This is a genomic window from Humibacter sp. (assembly GCF_051954055.1).
Taxonomy (GTDB): domain Bacteria; phylum Actinomycetota; class Actinomycetes; order Actinomycetales; family Microbacteriaceae; genus Humibacter.
On sequence record NZ_JBQCIE010000033.1, the window covers coordinates 25,423 to 42,791 of the forward strand.

The window sequence follows — 17,369 nt, forward strand, 5'->3', positions numbered from 1 at the left end:
AGTTCCTCGGTGTCGCGGATCAGAGACGCTCGGCGACGTACTCGGTCAGGTCGACGAGGCGGTTCGAGTAACCCCACTCGTTGTCGTACCAGCTGGAGACCTTGACCAGGTTGCCGCTTGCGTTCGTGAGGCCCGCGTCGAAGATCGACGAGTGCGGGTTGTGCTGGATGTCGGTCGAGACGATCGGGTCGTCGTTGTACTGCAGGATGCCCTTCAGTCGTCCGTCGGCCGCGGCGGCCTTGTACGCCGCGTTGATCTCGTCGACCGTGAGGTTCTCGCGGCCGGTGACGAGCGTGAGGTCGACGATCGAGCCGACCGGCACGGGCACCCGGTACGAGGAGCCGCTGAGCTTGCCGTTGAGTTCGGGGAGGACCAGGCCGATCGCCTTCGCCGCACCGGTGGATGCCGGCACGATGTTGATCGCGGCGGCGCGTGCGCGGTGCAGGTCCTTGTGCGGGCCATCCTGGAGGTTCTGGTCTGCCGTGTAGGCGTGCGCGGTCATCATGAAGCCGCGCTCGATGCCGAACGTGTCGTTGAAGACCTTGGCCAGCGGGGCGAGGCAGTTCGTGGTGCACGACGCGTTCGAGATGATGTTCATCGTCGCCGGGTCGTACTTCTCCTCGTTCACGCCCATGACGAACGTGCCGTCCTCGCCGGTGGCGGGTGCGGAGATGATGACCTTCTTGGCGCCGGCCTCGATGTGCTTGCGTGCCAGGTCGGCGTTCGTGAAGAAGCCAGTCGACTCGATGACGATGTCCACGCCCAGCTCGCCCCACGGCAGGTTCGCCGGGTCGCGGTCCGCGAGCACCTTGATCGGCTTGCCGCCCGCCACGATGCTGTCGTCGGTGACCTCGACCGTCGCGTCGAGCCGGCCGCCGACCGAGTCGTACTTCAGAAGGTGTGCGAGGGTCTTCGTGTCCGTCAGGTCGTTGACGGCGACGATCTCGAGATCGCTGCCCTTCGCGAGTGCTGCGCGGAAGTAGTTGCGGCCAATGCGGCCGAACCCGTTGATGCCGATCTTCACGGACACGAATGTCTCCTGTTACTGGGGCGCCGTTCAGCGCTGGATTCAATGGGGGACGAACGGACGACGGTGTCCCGGGCGGATCCCGTCCGGGACACCGACCCGATTACGACAGTACCAGCAGGCCCGAGGTCTTCTCGCGCGCCCGCGTGAAGCGGTCCTGCACGTCGGCCCAGTTGGTGATGTTCCAGAACGCCTTGACGTAGTCCGCCTTCACGTTCTGGTAGTCGAGGTAGAACGCGTGCTCCCACATGTCGAGCATGAGCAGCGGAACGGTCGCCGTCGCGAGGTTGCCCTGGTGATCGTAGAGCTGCTCGATGATGAGCTTCTGGCCGAGGGAGTCCCAGGCGAGGATCGACCATCCGGAGCCCTGGATACCCAGTGCCGACGCCGTGAAGTGCGCGCGGAACTTGTCGAACGATCCGAAGAACTCGTCGATCGCTGCGCCCAGCTCGCCGGTCGGCTTGTCGCCGCCGTCCGGTGACAGGTTCGTCCAGAACACGGTGTGGTTGACGTTGCCTGCCAGGTTGAAGGCGAGATCCTTCTCCAGCTTGTTGATGTTCGTCAGGTCGTCGTTGTCGCGCGCCTCGGCGAGCTTGGCGAGAGCGGTGTTCGCCCCGTCGACATAGGCCTTGTGGTGCTTGTCGTGGTGCAGTTCCATGATCCGACCGCTGATGTTCGGCTCGAGCGCCGAGTAGTCGTATGGAAGGTCAGGAAGCGTGTAGTCAGCCATTCACTCTCTCCTCGTGATCGACCCGCGTGCGATGAGCGCAGCGCGGTCTGAGCAACCGTTCCAGTTTAGTGATCGCTGCCCCAGCCCGGCAGGCGCGCTACAGGTCGAGATCGGCGGGGAGGCTGGCCTCTGTACCGGGGATGCCCAGCTCGGCAGCGCGCTTGTCGGCCATGGCGAGCAGACGGCGGATGCGGCCGGCGACGGCATCCTTCGTCATCGGCGGGTCGGCGTGGTGGCCGAGCTCGTCGAGGCTCGCGTCGCGGTGCGAGAGTCGCAGTTCGCCCGCATAGCGGAGGTGATCCGGGATGGTCGGACCGAGGATCTCCATGGCCCGCTCCACGCGAGCGCAGGCGGCGACCGCTGCCTGCGCGGAGCGCCGCAGGTTCGCGTCGTCGAAGTTCACCAGGCGGTTGGCGGTGGCGCGCACCTCACGCCGCTGTCGCAGCTCCTCCCAGGTGCGCACCGTGCCGGTCGCGCCCATGCGTGCGAGCATCGCGCTGATCGCCTCTCCGTCGCGGATGACGACGCGGTGCACCCCTCGCACCTCGCGTGCCTTCGCGGGGATGTCGAGACGGCCGGCAGCGCCGACGAGCGCCATGGCGGACTCGTTGCCGGGGCAGGTGACCTCCAGGGCTGCGGAGCGTCCGGGATCGGTGAGGGAGCCGTGCGCCAGGAACGCCCCGCGCCACACGGCGGCGAGGTCTTCCTTCGAGCCCGTTGTCAGCCGGTTCGGCAGACCTCTGATCGGCCGTCGGTGCTGGTCGAGGAGTCCGGTCTGGCGTGCGAGCGTCTCTCCCCCGTCGAGCACACGGACCGTGTACACCGTGTTCTTGCGGATGCCACCCGCGGAGGTCACGGAGACCTCGCTACGCACCCCGTACAACTCGGCGAGGGCCTTGCGCACGTGGCGGGCCAGTGCCGGAGAGTCCAGTTCGGCCTCGACGGCGATGCGACCGGAGATGAGATGGAGGCCGCCTGCGAGGCGCAGGATGGTGGCCAGTTCGGCCGCGCGCACCGTGTTCTTGCCCGCCTCGACGCCGAGGAGCTCTTCTTTGACGTCAGCGGTCAGTGCCAATCGCGTGGTTCCGTTCTGTATTGAAAGGTCTCGAGTCGTTCGTGGCTGCCGTTCGGGCAGGGTGGAGACGCGGTACGCGATGCATCATTCCCGGCCGAGATCGCGATGCTTGATCGCCACCGCGACGCCGGGAGCATCGCGCAGACGCGCGGCCAGCGCTTCCGCGATGGCCACCGAGCGATGCTTGCCCCCCGTGCAGCCTACCGCGATGGTTGCGTGTCGCTTGTTCTCCCTGCGATAGCCGTCGAGCACCGGCCGCAAAGCCTTCGCGTAGTCGTCGACGAACTCCACGGCTCCCGTCTGTTCGAACACGAACTCGCGAACCTCGGGGTCGAGACCGGTCAGTGCACGCAGGTCCGGCTGCCAGAACGGGTTGGGCAGAAAGCGCGCGTCCGCGACCAGGTCGGCATCCGGCGGCAGCCCGTACTTGAAGCCGAAACTCATCAGGGTGAGCTGGATGTCCGCGGAGTCCTGCGCGGCGAAGATCTGGTTGATCTCCACGGCCAGCTGGTGGATGTTGAGGTCCGACGTGTCGATGATGATGTCGGCCGATTCGCGGAGCTCGCGTACGCGGGCGCGTTCGGCCGTGATGCCATCGAGGATCGTGCCGGTGCCCTGCAGAGGATGCGGACGACGCACGGATTCGAAGCGGCGCACGAGCGCGGCATCCGTCGCATCGAGGAACAGCACGCGCACCTGAACGCCGCTGCGCAGCGACTGGATCATCTCCTGCAGGTCGAAGAAGAGCCCGCGGCCGCGCACATCGACGACCGCTGCCACCCTCGGTAGGCGCGACCCCGCGCGCCCGGCCAGATCGATGAGCGGGCGCAGCATCTGGGGCGGGAGATTGTCGACGACGTACCAGTCGAGGTCTTCCAAAGCGTTGGCCACCGTGGAACGGCCCGCCCCGGACATACCGGTGACGATCAGCAGCTCCTGCTGCTCCGAACCCTCGGGTTCCTCCCCCATGCGTCCTCCACCGCGCCGCGTGCTCCACCAAGCCCGTCGCAGGTGCTCGACGCTCGACGCGATCGGGCTCGTACCAGCCTATCCGCAACACCCGTTCCGTCAGGGGCCGCGGACACTGGTCGCAGGGGTCCCGAAGCGAGCGACGGATGCCTACCACGCGTCGGAACGTGACAGAACCGTAATCTTCGAGTATTTTCAGACGGTCGGTCTTCACCCCCAACACGTTCCCGCACGGGTTCGGCAACGCCGGGGACCGGCGACGACACGAATCGCCTATGAACGAATCCCGCACAAGACACCGGGCCGACCCGGCTGACATCCGCCGAGCACGCACCTCGCGCGCAGGAACCGGCGACGGACGGCAGAGTTCCCGGCGCGGCTCTCGCGACGTTGGGAGAACCGTCCGGCGGGTTGTGCGGCCGGTGCTCATCTTCAGCGTCGTCGCCGGCATGTTCGCGACCGTGTCGCTGCCCGCGTTCGCCTCGTCGCCTCATGGCGACCCGGTGGCGACGATGTCGTACCACCACGGCACTGCTCAGCGACTGGCCGTCGGCGCCGTCGCCGCGGCCGATGCGCAGCACGACGACTACACCGCGACGACCCAGGAGGAGCTCGACAGGGCGAAGGCGGCCGCCGCAGCGGCGGCGAAGGCCAAGCAGGCCGCGTCGGCGCTGGGCAACGTCGACCTGAGCATGGTCGCGCCGGGCACCGGCGCGGTGCGCTGGCCTCTGCCCTACTACGACTCGATCGGCGACGGGTTCATGTCACGGGGCGGCGAGCACCAGGGCGTCGATCTGCTCGTCGGTGCAGGCACCCCGATCTTCTCCGTGGCGGCCGGCACGGTGAAGGTCTCGAGCGAGAGCTACTACGGCTACGGCGTCGGAATCGTCATCGAGCACGTGATCGGCGGCCAGCGAGTGGAGACCACCTACGGGCACATGACGTACGGCAGCCGTGCGGTCCAGGTCGGAGACAGGGTCGCCGCCGGCCAGCTGATCGGTCTCGTCGGCAGCACGGGACAGTCGACCGCGAACCATCTGCACTTCGAGGTGCGGGTGAACGGCGGACTGGTCGATCCGCTGGCCTGGCTGCGAGCGAACGCCGGCTGACGAGCATCCTGCCGCTGGCATGTCAGCGCCGGGGTTCAGCCCCGCAGCGCCTCCTCGACGGTCGCCGCCAGCCGTGGGCCGATTCCGCGCACCTCTGCGATCTGCTCGACGCCTGCCTTCTTCAGCTCGGCGACCGAGCCGAAGTGCCGCAGCAGCTCCTTCACCCTGGCCGGACCGAGGCAAGGAACGTCGGCGAGCACCGAGGCGATGTCGCGCCTGCGACGAGCGCGCTGGTACGTGATGGCGAAGCGGTGCGCCTCGTCGCGGATGCGCTGCACGAGGAAGAGGGCATCGCTGTTGCGGGGCAGAATGACCGGGTAGTCGGAGTCCGGCAGCCAGAGCTCCTCGAGCCGCTTGGCGATGCCGGCGAGCTGGATGCCCGTCACACCGGACTCCTCCAGCGCTCGCCTGGCAGCGGCGACCTGCGGCTGCCCGCCGTCGACGAGCAGCAGCTGCGGAGGATACGAGAACTTGCGCGGGCGCCTGCCGACCTCGGGCTGTGCGATGTCGTCCGTCGTCCTGGTCGCGCCGGCGTCAGCGGCGTCCGGGACAGCGCCCTCCGGGACGTCTACGCCCGTGCCCTCCGGGTCGGACTTCAGATAGGCGAGCCGCCGGGTGAGCACCTGGTAGATCGACTCCGTGTCGTCGGTGGACGCGGGGATGCTGAACCTGCGGTACTGGTCCTTGCGCGGAAGGCCGTCTTCGAAGACCACCATGGACGCGACGATGTTCGTGCCGGAGAGGTGCGAAACGTCGTAGCACTCCATGCGCAGCGGCGCCTCGTTCATGCCCAGCGCATCGCGGATGTCTTCCAGCGCCTGCGATCGTGCGACGAAGTCCGCGCTGCGTCGCGTCTTGTACAGCATCAGCGCGTTCTTCGCGTTCGTCTCAGCCGTCTGCGCCAACGCCGCCTTCTCGCCGCGATGCGCGACGCGCAGACGCACCTTGGACGGCGTCACCCCCCTGCTCCGCGTACCCTCGGCGCCCTGAGTGCGGCGCGCGCCGAGCCACTGCTCGAGTTCCGCAGCATCCTCCGGCAGTACGGGGACGAGGATCTCGCGCGGTGGCGCGAACTCCCCCTCGTACGCGTTTTCCAGCACCGTCTCGACGAGCTGGGCGACGTCGACGTCGAGCTCCTTGTCGACCACCCAGCTCCGGGTTCCACGGATGCGGCCGCCGCGCACGATGAACTGGTGCACCGCCGCCGCCAGCTCGTCGTCGGCGATGCCGAAGACGTCCGTGTCGACGTCGTCGGAGAACACGACAGCCGTCTTCTCCATCACGGCCCGCATGGCCTGGATGCTGTCGCGGTGCCGTGCCGCCGCCTCGTACTCCTGCTGCTCCGCGGCCTCGCGCATCCGCTGCTCGAGCGCGCGAACGTAGCTGGTGTCGTTGCCCGCCATGAACGACACGAAGTCGTCCGCCACCTCACGATGCTCCTCGAGCGTCACCCGGCCGACACAGGGCGCGACGCACTTTCCGATGTCGCCGAGCAGGCACGGGCGTCCGGTCAGCTCAGCTCTGTGATACACGCCGTCCGAGCAACTGCGCATCGGGAACGCCTTGAGCATGAGGTCGAGCGTCTCGCGGATGGCCCACACCTTCGTGTACGGCCCGAAGTAGCGAGCGCCCTTGATGCCGCGATTGCGGGTGACCATGGCGCGCGGCACCTCGTCGGCCAGCGTGACCGCGAGGTAGGGGTACGTCTTGTCATCGCGGAACTGCACGTTGAACGGAGGGTTGAACTCCTTGATCCACGTGTACTCGAGCTGCAACGCCTCGAACTCGTTGGCGACGACCGTCCACTCCACGCTCGCCGCCGTGGTGACCATGCGCCTGGTGCGCTCGTGCAGGTTCCGCAGCGGCTGGAAGTAGTTGCTCAGACGGGCGCGCAGGTTTTTCGCCTTGCCCACATACAGCACGCGCTTCTTGGTGTCGCGGAACCGGTACACGCCAGGACCGGTCGGGATCTCGCCGGTCTTCGGGCGGTACGGGACGGTGTCTGCCATCTCGGATCAGGCGGTCTTCTGCTCGACGCGGGAGTCGGCATCCAGGATCTCGCGCAGGAAGACGCCGGTGTGGCTGCCCTTGACCGTCGCGACCTTCTCCGGGGTGCCGGTCGCGACGATGCGGCCACCACCGGAGCCGCCCTCCGGACCGAGGTCGATGATCCAGTCCGCGGACTTGACCACGTCGAGGTTGTGCTCGATGACGATCACCGTGTTGCCTTTGTCGACCAGGCCGTTCAGCACCTCGAGGAGCTTGCGCACGTCTTCGAAGTGCAGCCCGGTGGTCGGCTCGTCGAGCACGTAGACGCTGCGGCCGTTGCTGCGTCGCTGCAGCTCCGTCGCGAGCTTCACGCGCTGGGCCTCGCCGCCGGAGAGTGTCGTCGCACTCTGCCCGAGCCGCACATAACCCAGGCCGACGTCGACAAGGGTCTGCAAGTAACGGTGGATGGCCGAGATCGGCTTGAAGAACTCCGCGGCCTCCTCGATGGACATGTCGAGCACCTCGGCGATGTTCTTGCCCTTGTAGTGCACCTGGAGCGTGTCGCGGTTGTACCTGGCTCCCCCGCAGACCTCGCACGCGACGTACACGTCGGGCAGGAAGTTCATCTCGATCTTGATCGTGCCGTCGCCTGAGCACGCCTCGCAGCGCCCGCCCTTGACGTTGAAGCTGAACCGGCCGGGCAGATAGCCGCGCGCCTTCGCCTCGGCGGTCTCGGCGAACAGGGTGCGGATGCGGTCGAACACGCCCGTGTACGTCGCCGGGTTGGACCGCGGAGTCCGGCCGATCGGTGCCTGGTCGACGTGGACGACCTTGTCGAGATGCTCCGTTCCGGTGACGCGGGTGTGCTTCCCCGCCACCTTGCGGGCACCGTTGAGACGGTTCGCCAGCACCCTGTACAGGATGTCGTTCACCAGGGATGACTTGCCGGAGCCGCTCACGCCGGTGACGGCGACGAAGACGCCGAGCGGGAAGTCGACGGTCAGGTTGCGCAGGTTGTTGGCGTTGGCGCCGACGACCCGGAGCATCCTCCCCGGGTCGACGGGCCTGCGGGTCGCGGGCGTCTCGATCGCGCGTCGGCCGGCGAGATAGTCGCCGGTGAGGGACTCCGAGTTGTCGAGGAGCTCGTCGTAGGTGCCGGAGTGCACGACTCGGCCGCCGCCCTCGCCTGCGCCGGGTCCGATGTCGACGATCCAGTCCGCTGTGCGGATGGTGTCTTCGTCGTGCTCGACCACGATGAGCGTGTTGCCGAGGTTGCGCAGGGCGACGAGGGTGTCGATCAGCCTGCGGTTGTCGCGCTGGTGGAGTCCGATGCTGGGCTCGTCGAGCACGTACAGCACTCCGGTGAGACCGGAGCCGATCTGGGTGGCCAGCCGGATGCGCTGCGCCTCACCTCCGGAGAGCGTCGCGGCGGCGCGGCCCATGCTGAGGTAGTTCAGCCCGACCTGGATGAGGAAGTCGAGACGCACCTTGATCTCGCGCAGGACCTGCGCGGCGATGACCTGCTCCCGCTCGGTGAGCTCGAGCTTGTTCATGAACGCTCTGGCGTCGGCCAGGCTCAGGTCGGCGACGTCGGCGATGCTGTGGCCGTGGATGAGCACGGCGAGCACCTCGGGCTTCAGCCGCTTGCCCTGGCACACCGGGCATGGCACCTCGCGCAGGTACTCGGCCCAGCGCTGCCGCTGGGTGTCGGAGTCCGCCTGCAGGTACTGCCGCTCGATGTACGGCACCACGCCCTCGAAGCCGGAGGTGTAGCTGAGCTCGCGGCCGTAGCGGTTGCGCCACTTGACCTTGACCTTGAAGTCCTTGCCGCGCAGGATCGCCTCGCGCACCGTGCGCGGCAGCTCGTCCCACGGAGCGTCGAGATCGAAGTCGAGATCACGGGCGAGGCCGTCGAGCAGCTTGTCGTAGTACTGGTACAGGCCTTTGCCCTGCGTGCTCCACGGCAGGATCACGCCCTCCGAGATGCTGAGCGAGGGGTCGCCGAGAAGCAGCTCCTCGTCCACCGACATGCGGGTGCCCAGTCCCGAGCACTCGGGGCACGCACCGAACGGTGCGTTGAACGAGAACGTACGCGGCTCGATCTCGGTGAGCTGGATGGGGTGGCCGTTCGGGCACGCGAGCTTCTCACTGAAGCTGCGCGTGGCATCCGGACCGGACTCGTCGACGAAGCTGACGGAGACGAGTCCGTCGGTGAGGCGGAGCGCGGTCTCCAGCGAGTCGGTGAGGCGGGTGAGGATGTCCGGCCCTGCGACCAAGCGATCGACCACGACCGAGATGTCGTGCTTGTACTGCTTCTTCAGCGTGGGCGGGCTGGAGAGCTGCACCTGTTCGCCGTCGACGAGGGCACGCGAATAGCCCGATGCCGACAGCTCGGCGAACAGGTCGACGAACTCGCCCTTCTTCTGCTTGACCACCGGGCTGAGAACGAGGTAGCGGGTTCCGGACTCCAGCTCCATGAGCTGGTCGGCGATCTGCTGCACCGTCTGCCGCTGGATCACCTCGCCGCAGACAGGGCAGTGCGGAACACCGATGCGTGCCCACAGGAGTCGCATGTAGTCGAAGATCTCGGTGATGGTGCCCACCGTCGACCGCGGGTTGCGGTTCGTGGACTTCTGGTCGATGGACACCGCCGGGCTGAGACCCTCGATGAAGTCGACGTCGGGACGGTCCACTTGACCCAGGAACTGCCTGGCATAGGCCGACAGCGACTCGACGTAGCGGCGCTGTCCTTCGGCGAAGATCGTGTCGAATGCGAGCGATGACTTTCCCGACCCGGAGAGTCCGGTGAAGACGACCAGCGAGTCACGCGGGATCTCGACATCGACGTTGCGGAGATTGTGCACGCGGGCACCGCGAACGCTCAGTTTGGAGTGGGCTTCCACTTTCGAGATCGACACGGCGAAAAGTCTAGGTAAGGCCGCTGACATTCGCCCAAGGCGAACGTCGTGCGAGCTCGCTTGCATGACTGAGCCGCGGAAGAATGTTGAGCGGCGAAGCCGCGATCACATCCGCCCAAGGCGAACGTCGTAAGCGTCGGTGGTGCGCGTTAGCTTTGCCGCATGGCAGCCATGGCAGACGGTGTGGGTCGGGACGACGACCGGGCCCGCCGCTCCGACTTAGAAGACGGCGCTCGTGGCTTCGTCGTGGATGCCGCTCCCGCTCCCTTGGTCGGCGCGATCGACTTCTCCCGATCCGATCTCTTCGACGCTTTGTCGAGGCGGCTCGTCGAGCTGGCCGAGCAAGAGCCGTCCGAGCACGGCGACGTGCTCATCGCCTGCGGATGACGAGAACGACGAGCACGCCGACGCAGACCGCGCCAACGGCCGCGAACGCGCCGGGCATGGACGGCGGCAGCGGGTGCGCGGAGGCGAGAACGAGCACCGCCAGGAGCACGCACTGAGCGGGCACCTGAATGGCCAGCCAGTGAAGAAACGGCCCCCGAAGAACGCGGATGTGCAGCACGCCGCCCGGCTCGACCACGATCGAGAGTGCGCCGATCACGTGCAGAAGGTGCACGACGGCGAGTGCGGCGTATGGATGCCAGTCCGCCGGTTCCGGCGCCCTGGCGAGTTGCGCGAGCGCGATGACGAGCGCGCATCCCCAGGCGGCGAGCGTCGCGGGGAACAGGGCCCCGAGGAGGGCGAGCGCCAACCCGAGGTAGCCGAACGGCGCCGGAACGAGTAAGAGCGCGGCGCCACCGCCGACCAGCGCGACGGCCAGCCGCGGAACGAACCCCGGGAGGTGTGCACCGACGGAGATCGTGGCGTGCAGGCGTTCGCTCATGGCCGCCTCGGGCGGCTCACGGAGCGGAGATCGGCGGCGAGTTCGGCCGGCGACCGATGCCAGGCGACGACGTCGGCGCCGACCGCTCGCAGGTCGAGCAGCCTCTCGTCACGACGGCCGAGCACCACGCGCAGTGCCAACAACTGGCGACGGTTCAGAGCTCCGGCGTCCGGCCGGGGCAGCGTATCGACAGCCAGCACGCGGTGCCCTGCCGCTCGCCACAGGGCCGCGAGCCGCACCGCGTCGCCGTCGAGGAACGTGGAGAGCAGCACGATCATCGCCCCCGGCGCCACGAGCGGCGTGCGGGCACGGGTGAGGAAACGCGGATGCGGCGCCGTGCGGGCGATCGCCGCCTTCAGCCGCTCCCGCTGCCTGCCTCCCGAGCCCCGAGGCACCGCTCCCCCTGCGCGTGATAGCACCTGGAACGCCACAGAGTCGCCGGCGTCGAGGTAGGCGGAGGCGAGGCTCCAGGCGGCGTTGCGTGCGACATCCATCGACGTCGTCCCGGTCAACGTCGGGTCGCCGAGCGTCCATTCGGCGACGGCCTCCCCCACCTCGTCGGCGTCGTCGAACACGATCGCGACGTCGACGTCGGAGGTGGCGTTCGTGCGTCTTACATACAGGTCGCCCGGTCGCCGAGCCAGGCGGGCGGTGGCCTTCCAGTCCACCCGGCGAAGGCGATCCCCGCTCACGAACGGGTGGATGTCGCGGAACTCGCCGCCGTCGCCCGGACGGCCGGACTGGTGCGCACCGGTGAGCCCGCGCAGCCGTTGAGGGACGGGCAGGAACCGGATCGGCGTGAGTTCCGGCTCGACGACCACGTGCAGGGATGTGGGTGGTGCGGCGTCCGCAACGAACGCCGCGGAACGGCTCACCGCGCGCTGCTCCACCGCGAGGAGCTCCTGCTCCCCCGAGTGCGCGAGGGGTACCCTCGCGTGCAGCTCGGCGGGCGGAGCCACGGCGAACTGCTGCACCTCGAATCCGAGAGTGGTGATGCGCAGCAGCACGAGCTCCACCTCGACGGGTGCCTTCACCTCGATGCGAACCGGTGCGGCCGGCCGGTGCGCATCGCCACGAGCACCAGCCACTGGCGGCCGAGACCGTTCCTGCTCCGGCGAATGCTCGGCCGGTTCCGCCTCCTGCGTCTGCGTGAGCGTCACCTCGACCGAATCGGTCGTCGTCGGCCGTCTCGTGGCGACGGCGACGGAGGCGAAGAGCGCCACGCCGATGAGTGCGACGTCGGCGCGACCGAACACGATCGCGGCGCCGCACACGATCAGCGCGCACAGCGTTCCTGCCGCGGGGACGGCGGTGCGACGCCAGAGCGTCACGACCCGGTTCCGCTGTGCACCGTGCCGCCACGCGCCACCACCGGTGGGCCGGACACCATGTCGACGATGCCCGCGACGATGCGCGCGGCATCCGTTCCTGCCGCCCACGCCGCGGGCGTCAGAGTGAGGCGGTGCGCCAGCGCCGGAACGGCCACGCGCTTGACGTCGTCGGGCGTGACATAGTCCCTGCCGTCCATCACGGCCAGCGAGCGTGCGACGAGCATCAGCGCCTGCGAACCGCGAGGCGACGCTCCCACCTCGACGGTGCGGTCGGCGCGCGTGGCAGCGGCGAGGTCGACGCAGTAGCGCAGGATGTCCGCGTCGACGTGCACGCGCTCGACGCCCGCCTGCATGGCCAGCAGCCCTTCGGCATCCGTCACCGGGGCAACCGTGGCGACCTCCTGCCGTCGCGCCAGCCGGTTCGCGAGCACGCGCTCCTCCTCTGTGCGGTCCGGGTATCCCACGCTCAGCCGCACCAGGAACCGGTCGAGCTGAGCCTCGGGGAGGGCGTAGGTGCCCTCGTACTCGATCGGATTCGCGGTGGCGATCACGTGGAACGGGGCGGGCAGCGCGAAGCTCGTCCCCTCCACCGTCACCTGCGCCTCCGCCATGGCCTCCAGGAGTGCTGACTGGGTCTTCGGGGCCGTGCGGTTCAGCTCGTCCGCCAGCAGCAGCCCGGTGAAGACCGGCCCCGGCCGGAAGACGAAGTCGCCGCTCGTCGGCGCGTACACATACGAGCCGGTGATGTCCGCGGGCAGCAGATCCGGGGTGCACTGCAGGCGACGGAACGGCAGGCCCATCGCCGACGCGAGGCTGCGCGCAGCGAGCGTCTTGCCGAGGCCGGGGACATCCTCGAACAGCACGTGCCCGCCGGCGAGGATGCTTGCCATCGCGATGCGCAACGGCTCACCCTGCCCGATCACGACGCTCTCCACGGCGGCCAGTACCGCCGCCGACGTCTCCGCGATGGACGTGATGGATGCCGGCGCCGCCTGCGGGGTCTCTGCGATGTTGTCGTCGGTCACGAAAGTTCAGTGTCCTCTTCTGTCGAGCTCGGATGGTCCGGCGGGTGCGGATGGTCTGGCGGGCGCGGATGGTGCGTCGAGCGCGAATGGATCCCTGACCGCCGCATCCAGCACATCGAGGCAGCCCACGAGCTGTCCGGCAGAGGGAAGCACGCCGTGCACAGGGTTCAAGGCCCCGTATGCCGGCTCGCCGATGAGCGCGACGATCGCCTCCCGGTCCCCAGGCGACGACAGGTCGAGCCCGAAGCGTGCGAGACGCACGGCGGCGAGCTCGCGCACAGCCTTGAACCCCGGCTCGCGCACTGAACCCCTGCGCATCTGGAAGCCCCAGGCCAGCCGTGAGACGTCCGACCGCGTGCCCGGGCGCGGAGTCGGACGCTCGAACGGCCAGCGCACCGCGCTCGGCCCGCTGTAGGCGGCCCACGCGAAGCCGATCGCGACCGCGAGCAGCCCGATGGCGCAGGCGAATCCGAGATCCACGCCGAGATACCAGAGCACGACGCTCACGATCACACCGGCGATCACTGCACCGACGGCTCTGCCCTTTGTGAGCCCCCGAGTGCGGCCCTGCTCATCGGTCACGAGACGCGTCCCCGATCCCCGAGCGAGCCTGCAGCTCCGTGTGCAGCCCCGGTCGCCTCATGCCATGAATCCCGCAACCGCGCGAGGCACGCGCGGGCGAGCTCCACGGTGCCCGCATCGACCGAGTGGCCGCCGAACCGAACGCCCTGGTACAGGTCGAGCAGCGTGAGCGCCGCATCCCGATCCGTGCCGAACCGGGTGACGATACGGGTCGTGTATTCGCCCGGGGTCTCGGACGGCCGTCGTCCTGCACCGGATGCCTCAGCGGCGTCCTGTAGACCCAGCCAGGCGCGGACGATCGCGTCGTGCGGCTCCCTTGCCTCGTCGAGCAGCGCGATGGCGCGGTCGATGCCGCGTACAACGGCTGGAGCGATCGGATCGTCGGTGCGTGTGTCGGCCGTCGCGGCGGACACCGCTACGACGCGGCCGTCCTGCGGCTCGGTGAGGATCCGGGAGCGACGCAACATGCACCTCACCAGGTAGACGAGGATGGCCGCCACCGCGATCGCCGCCAGAGCGGCCCAGAGCAGCCACAACTGCAACTCACCGGGCGAGAAGTGCTGCGCGTGGGTCGGAGCGGGTCCGCGGGTCTGGAACGGAGCGGGCGCGACGGAGGGACGAGCACCGTTGCCGGCCGTCGGGAGCCAGCGCGGGGGCCCAGCGCGGAGCGGTCCGGAGACGAGTGTTCCCCCGACGAGCACGAGCCCGAGCACCGTGACGGCGACGATCAGTCCGACAGCCGATCGTCGACGAGCATCGCCGCCCTTGCCCACTCGTTCACGTTAGGGCACGTTGCCCAGCCCGTGCTGGACTGCGGTGTGCTCGATGGCGTCACGCTGCCCGTCGACCGTGGCCGAACGGATGATCCGCACGGCCTCCGCGTGCGTGACGCCGCCGTTGACGAGGTAGGAGCCCTCGACGAGAACGGCGCGGATGCCCGCCGCGGTCGCGCCCTGCACGTCGGCCACCGGGTTGTCGCCGATAAGCCACGTCTCGGCCGGATGACCGAGTTCGGCGAGTGCGTGCGCGAAGATCTGCGGGTGGGGCTTCTCCCACCCGATCGCGGCCGAGGTGAACACCCGGTCGAAGAACCCGCCGAGCCCGAGCGCATCGACGAGCTGCGGAAGCTCCGGCACATGGTTGCTGAGCACCGCCTGCCGCGCGCCGGCGGCCTGCAGCGCGCTCAGGGCATCCGTCGCACCGTCGATGACCCGCCAGGTCGAGACATCGCCGAACCTCAGACGCACCGCCGAGGCGGCGTCGTCGACGAGGGCGTCGGGTACGCCTGCGCGAAGGTAAGCGGCCCGCAGCACGGGCTGCAGCGCTGCCCACCACGCGTCCGGATCGGTGAGGTGACGACGATCCACCGTCGTGTCCTGCCACGGGAACCCGGTGCGCAGGTGCACCTCGATGTCTGCCGCGGCAAGACCGCTGCCCGGCATGAGCGACTCGAGCACGTCGATCATGCACGACGACCAGTGTCCGGGCCGCTCGGCGATGGTGCCGTCGAAATCCCACAGCACGACCGTGTGCGACAGGTCGCGACCAGCGGTCACGCGTGCCCGACCTTCTCCATCTGGCGCAGGTCGCGTTTCAGGTCGGCCAGTTCGTCGCGCAGCCGGGCGGCGAGTTCGAACTTCAGCTCGCCGGCGGCGGCGAGCATCTGGTCGTTCAGGTCCGCGATGATCGACTCGAGCTCCTCGGCGCCCTCCGCCGCGATTCCCTCCCGACGAAGGTTGGGCGTCGGCGCCTTCTTCTTCGACGAGCCGGTCCGCGCGGCGAGCATCTTCTGCGTGTCCGCTCCCTCTCGCGCCAGCACATCCGTGATGTCGGCGATCCGCTTGCGCAGCGGCTGCGGGTCGATGCCGTTCGCCGTGTTGTACTCGACCTGCTTCTCCCGCCGGCGATTCGTCTCGTCGATCGCCTGCTTCATGGAATCGGTGAGCACGTCGGCATACATGTGCACCTCGCCGGAGACGTTGCGCGCGGCACGACCGATGGTCTGGATGAGCGACGTCGACGACCGCAGGAATCCCTCCTTGTCGGCGTCGAGGATGGCCACCAGCGACACCTCCGGAAGGTCGAGTCCCTCGCGCAGCAGGTTGATGCCGACGAGCACGTCGTAGACACCCTGACGCAGCTCGGTGAGCAGCTCGACGCGGCGCAAGGTGTCGACGTCGGAGTGCAGGTAACGCACCCGCACGCCGGCCTCCGCCAGGTAATCGGTGAGCTCCTCGGCCATCTTCTTCGTCAACGTCGTGACGAGAACGCGCTCGTCGCGCTCGACGCGAACCCTGATCTCCTCGAGCAGGTCGTCGATCTGGCCCTTTGTGGGCTTCACCACGACCTCGGGGTCGACGAGTCCGGTCGGACGGATGATCTGTTCGACGACGCCGTCGGCGATGCCCAGCTCGTACCGCCCGGGCGTCGCCGACATGTAGACCGTCTGTCCGATGCGCTCCGTGAACTCCTCCCACTTCAGCGGCCGGTTGTCGAGCGCACTCGGCAACCGGAAGCCGTGCTCGACGAGGGTGCGCTTGCGCGAGGCATCCCCCTCGTACATGGCGCCGATCTGGGGAACGGTCACGTGCGACTCGTCGATGATGAGCAGGAAGTCGTCGGGGAAGTAGTCGAGCAGGCAGTGCGGCGCCTCTCCTGGCGCCCGGCCGTCGATGTGCCGCGAGTAGTTCTCGATGCCCGAGCAGAAGCCGATCTGCTCCATCATCTCGATGTCGAACGAGGTGCGCATCCGTAGCCGCTGCGCCTCGAGCAGCTTGCCCTGTCGCTCCAGCTCTTCCAGCCGCTCAGCCAGCTCCACCTTGATCGTGCCGATCGCACGCTGCATCGTCTCCGGGCTGGCGGCGTAGTGCGTTGCCGGGAACACCGAGACGGCATCCAACTGCTTGATGACCTCCCCGGTGAGCGGATGCAGCGAGTACAGAGCCTCGACCTCATCGCCGAACAGCTCGATGCGGATCGCGTGCTCCTCGTACATCGGGATGATCTCGATCGTGTCGCCCCGGACCCGGAACTTGCCACGGGAGAAGTCGACGTCGTTGCGCTGATACTGCATGTTCACGAACATGCGGATGAGGTTGTCCCGACCGATCTGCTGGCCCACCTGCACGGCGGCCATCGCATCCAGGTACTCCTCCGCCGCGCCCAGACCGTAGATGCAGGAGACTGTCGAGACGACCACGACGTCGCGGCGGCTCAGCAGCGAGTTCGTGGTCGAGTGTCTGAGGCGCTCCACCTCCGCGTTGATCGACGAGTCCTTCTCGATGAAGGTGTCCGTCTGCGGAACGTACGCTTCCGGCTGGTAATAGTCGTAGTACGAGACGAAGTACTCGACCGCGTTGTGCGGCATCAGGTCGCGGAACTCATTCGCGAGCTGGGCGGCGAGCGTCTTGTTGTGCGAGAGCACCAGCGTCGGGCGCTGCACCTGCTCGATGAGCCAGGCGGCCGTCGCGGACTTTCCTGTGCCGGTCGCGCCGAGCAGAACGACGTCCGTCTCCCCCGCGTTGATGCGGGCGGCGAGCTCCTTGATCGCCTGCGGCTGGTCGCCGCTCGGGGCGTATTCGCTGACCACCTCGAACGGGCGAACGGCGCGGGTCGGTTGCATGGTTTCAAGTCTAGGAAGAGCGTCTGACAAGCGATTGAGTCGAGAGCGATCGGAGCTCGCTCCGATCGCCGAGGCGATCGAGCTTGTTGAGCGGCGAAGCCGCGAA

15 protein-coding genes are annotated in these 17,369 nt (G+C 68.3%); 2 read left to right on the top strand and 13 right to left on the bottom strand.

The window, feature by feature from the left end; genetic code table 11:
* Nucleotides 1-19: 19 nt before the first annotated feature.
* From gap to rapZ, 4 genes are all read right to left on the bottom strand, one after another.
* The gene (gene gap, locus ACTHNC_RS03740; RefSeq protein WP_440293254.1) at nt 20-1,030 is read right to left on the bottom strand and encodes a type I glyceraldehyde-3-phosphate dehydrogenase; all 1,011 of its coding nucleotides are present in this window, start codon (nt 1,028-1,030) and stop codon (nt 20-22) included.
* Nucleotides 1,031-1,130: 100 nt separating this feature from the next.
* Entirely contained in the window at nt 1,131-1,757 is a 627-nt protein-coding gene (locus ACTHNC_RS03745; RefSeq protein ID WP_440293255.1) for a superoxide dismutase, read from the bottom strand.
* Nucleotides 1,758-1,854: 97 nt separating this feature from the next.
* Nucleotides 1,855-2,832, bottom strand: coding sequence for a DNA-binding protein WhiA (gene whiA / locus ACTHNC_RS03750; protein WP_440293256.1), 978 nt, complete (start codon nt 2,830-2,832; stop codon nt 1,855-1,857).
* Nucleotides 2,833-2,916: 84 nt separating this feature from the next.
* The gene (gene rapZ, locus ACTHNC_RS03755) at nt 2,917-3,801 is read right to left on the bottom strand and encodes an RNase adapter RapZ (protein WP_440293257.1); all 885 of its coding nucleotides are present in this window, start codon (nt 3,799-3,801) and stop codon (nt 2,917-2,919) included.
* Nucleotides 3,802-4,223: 422 nt separating this feature from the next.
* Between rapZ and ACTHNC_RS03760 the strand changes: the two genes are divergently transcribed.
* Nucleotides 4,224-4,910: a M23 family metallopeptidase gene (locus ACTHNC_RS03760; protein WP_440293258.1), complete on the top strand. Its 687-nt coding sequence runs from the start codon at nt 4,224-4,226 to the stop codon at nt 4,908-4,910.
* 35 nt (nt 4,911-4,945) lie between these two features.
* On the opposite strand, the gene uvrC is transcribed toward ACTHNC_RS03760, so the two are convergent.
* Complete coding sequence (gene uvrC / locus ACTHNC_RS03765; RefSeq protein WP_440293259.1) at nt 4,946-6,919, bottom strand: excinuclease ABC subunit UvrC; 1,974 nt, start codon at nt 6,917-6,919, stop codon at nt 4,946-4,948.
* Between the two features lie 6 nt (nt 6,920-6,925).
* Complete coding sequence (gene uvrA / locus ACTHNC_RS03770) at nt 6,926-9,847, bottom strand: excinuclease ABC subunit UvrA (RefSeq protein WP_440293260.1); 2,922 nt, start codon at nt 9,845-9,847, stop codon at nt 6,926-6,928.
* 132 nt (nt 9,848-9,979) lie between these two features.
* Here uvrA and ACTHNC_RS03775 point away from each other — a divergent pair, with 132 nt between their 5' ends.
* On the top strand, nt 9,980-10,204 hold the full coding sequence (locus ACTHNC_RS03775; protein ID WP_440293261.1) for a hypothetical protein: 225 nt from the start codon (nt 9,980-9,982) through the stop codon (nt 10,202-10,204).
* Here ACTHNC_RS03775 and ACTHNC_RS03780 read toward each other — a convergent pair.
* Genes ACTHNC_RS03780 through uvrB form a run of 7 tightly spaced genes read right to left on the bottom strand, consistent with a single transcriptional unit; the run spans nt 10,188 to nt 17,263 of the window.
* Nucleotides 10,188-10,703 (bottom strand): hypothetical protein, encoded by a 516-nt coding sequence (locus tag ACTHNC_RS03780; RefSeq protein ID WP_440293262.1) that lies wholly within the window; start codon nt 10,701-10,703, stop codon nt 10,188-10,190. The genes ACTHNC_RS03775 and ACTHNC_RS03780 overlap by 17 nt on opposite strands.
* The gene (locus ACTHNC_RS03785; RefSeq protein ID WP_440293263.1) at nt 10,700-12,034 is read right to left on the bottom strand and encodes a DUF58 domain-containing protein; all 1,335 of its coding nucleotides are present in this window, start codon (nt 12,032-12,034) and stop codon (nt 10,700-10,702) included. Before ACTHNC_RS03785 ends, ACTHNC_RS03780 begins: the two co-directional genes overlap by 4 nt.
* Complete coding sequence (locus ACTHNC_RS03790) at nt 12,031-13,059, bottom strand: AAA family ATPase (RefSeq protein WP_440293264.1); 1,029 nt, start codon at nt 13,057-13,059, stop codon at nt 12,031-12,033. The genes ACTHNC_RS03785 and ACTHNC_RS03790 overlap by 4 nt, the downstream gene beginning before the upstream one ends.
* Nucleotides 13,060-13,065: 6 nt before the next feature.
* Nucleotides 13,066-13,641 (bottom strand): hypothetical protein, encoded by a 576-nt coding sequence (locus ACTHNC_RS03795; RefSeq protein WP_440293265.1) that lies wholly within the window; start codon nt 13,639-13,641, stop codon nt 13,066-13,068.
* The gene (locus tag ACTHNC_RS03800) at nt 13,638-14,414 is read right to left on the bottom strand and encodes a DUF4129 domain-containing protein (protein ID WP_440293266.1); all 777 of its coding nucleotides are present in this window, start codon (nt 14,412-14,414) and stop codon (nt 13,638-13,640) included. Before ACTHNC_RS03800 ends, ACTHNC_RS03795 begins: the two co-directional genes overlap by 4 nt.
* A 9-nt stretch (nt 14,415-14,423) precedes the next feature.
* Nucleotides 14,424-15,197: an HAD-IA family hydrolase gene (locus ACTHNC_RS03805; RefSeq protein WP_440293267.1), complete on the bottom strand. Its 774-nt coding sequence runs from the start codon at nt 15,195-15,197 to the stop codon at nt 14,424-14,426.
* Complete coding sequence (gene uvrB / locus ACTHNC_RS03810; RefSeq protein ID WP_440293268.1) at nt 15,194-17,263, bottom strand: excinuclease ABC subunit UvrB; 2,070 nt, start codon at nt 17,261-17,263, stop codon at nt 15,194-15,196. Before uvrB ends, ACTHNC_RS03805 begins: the two co-directional genes overlap by 4 nt.
* Nucleotides 17,264-17,369: the final 106 nt, after the last annotated feature.

Coding starts and splice junctions, on each gene's coding strand:
- ACTHNC_RS03745 (WP_440293255.1), bottom strand. CDS start 1,757: ATGGCTGACTACACGCTTCCTGACCTTCCATACGACTACTCGGCGCTC.
- ACTHNC_RS03775 (WP_440293261.1), top strand. CDS start 9,980: ATGGCAGCCATGGCAGACGGTGTGGGTCGGGACGACGACCGGGCCCGC.
- uvrC (WP_440293259.1), bottom strand. CDS start 6,919: ATGGCAGACACCGTCCCGTACCGCCCGAAGACCGGCGAGATCCCGACC.
- uvrA (WP_440293260.1), bottom strand. CDS start 9,847: ATGTCAGCGGCCTTACCTAGACTTTTCGCCGTGTCGATCTCGAAAGTG.
- uvrB (WP_440293268.1), bottom strand. CDS start 17,263: ATGCAACCGACCCGCGCCGTTCGCCCGTTCGAGGTGGTCAGCGAATAC.
- ACTHNC_RS03780 (WP_440293262.1), bottom strand. CDS start 10,703: ATGAGCGAACGCCTGCACGCCACGATCTCCGTCGGTGCACACCTCCCG.
- rapZ (WP_440293257.1), bottom strand. CDS start 3,801: ATGGGGGAGGAACCCGAGGGTTCGGAGCAGCAGGAGCTGCTGATCGTC.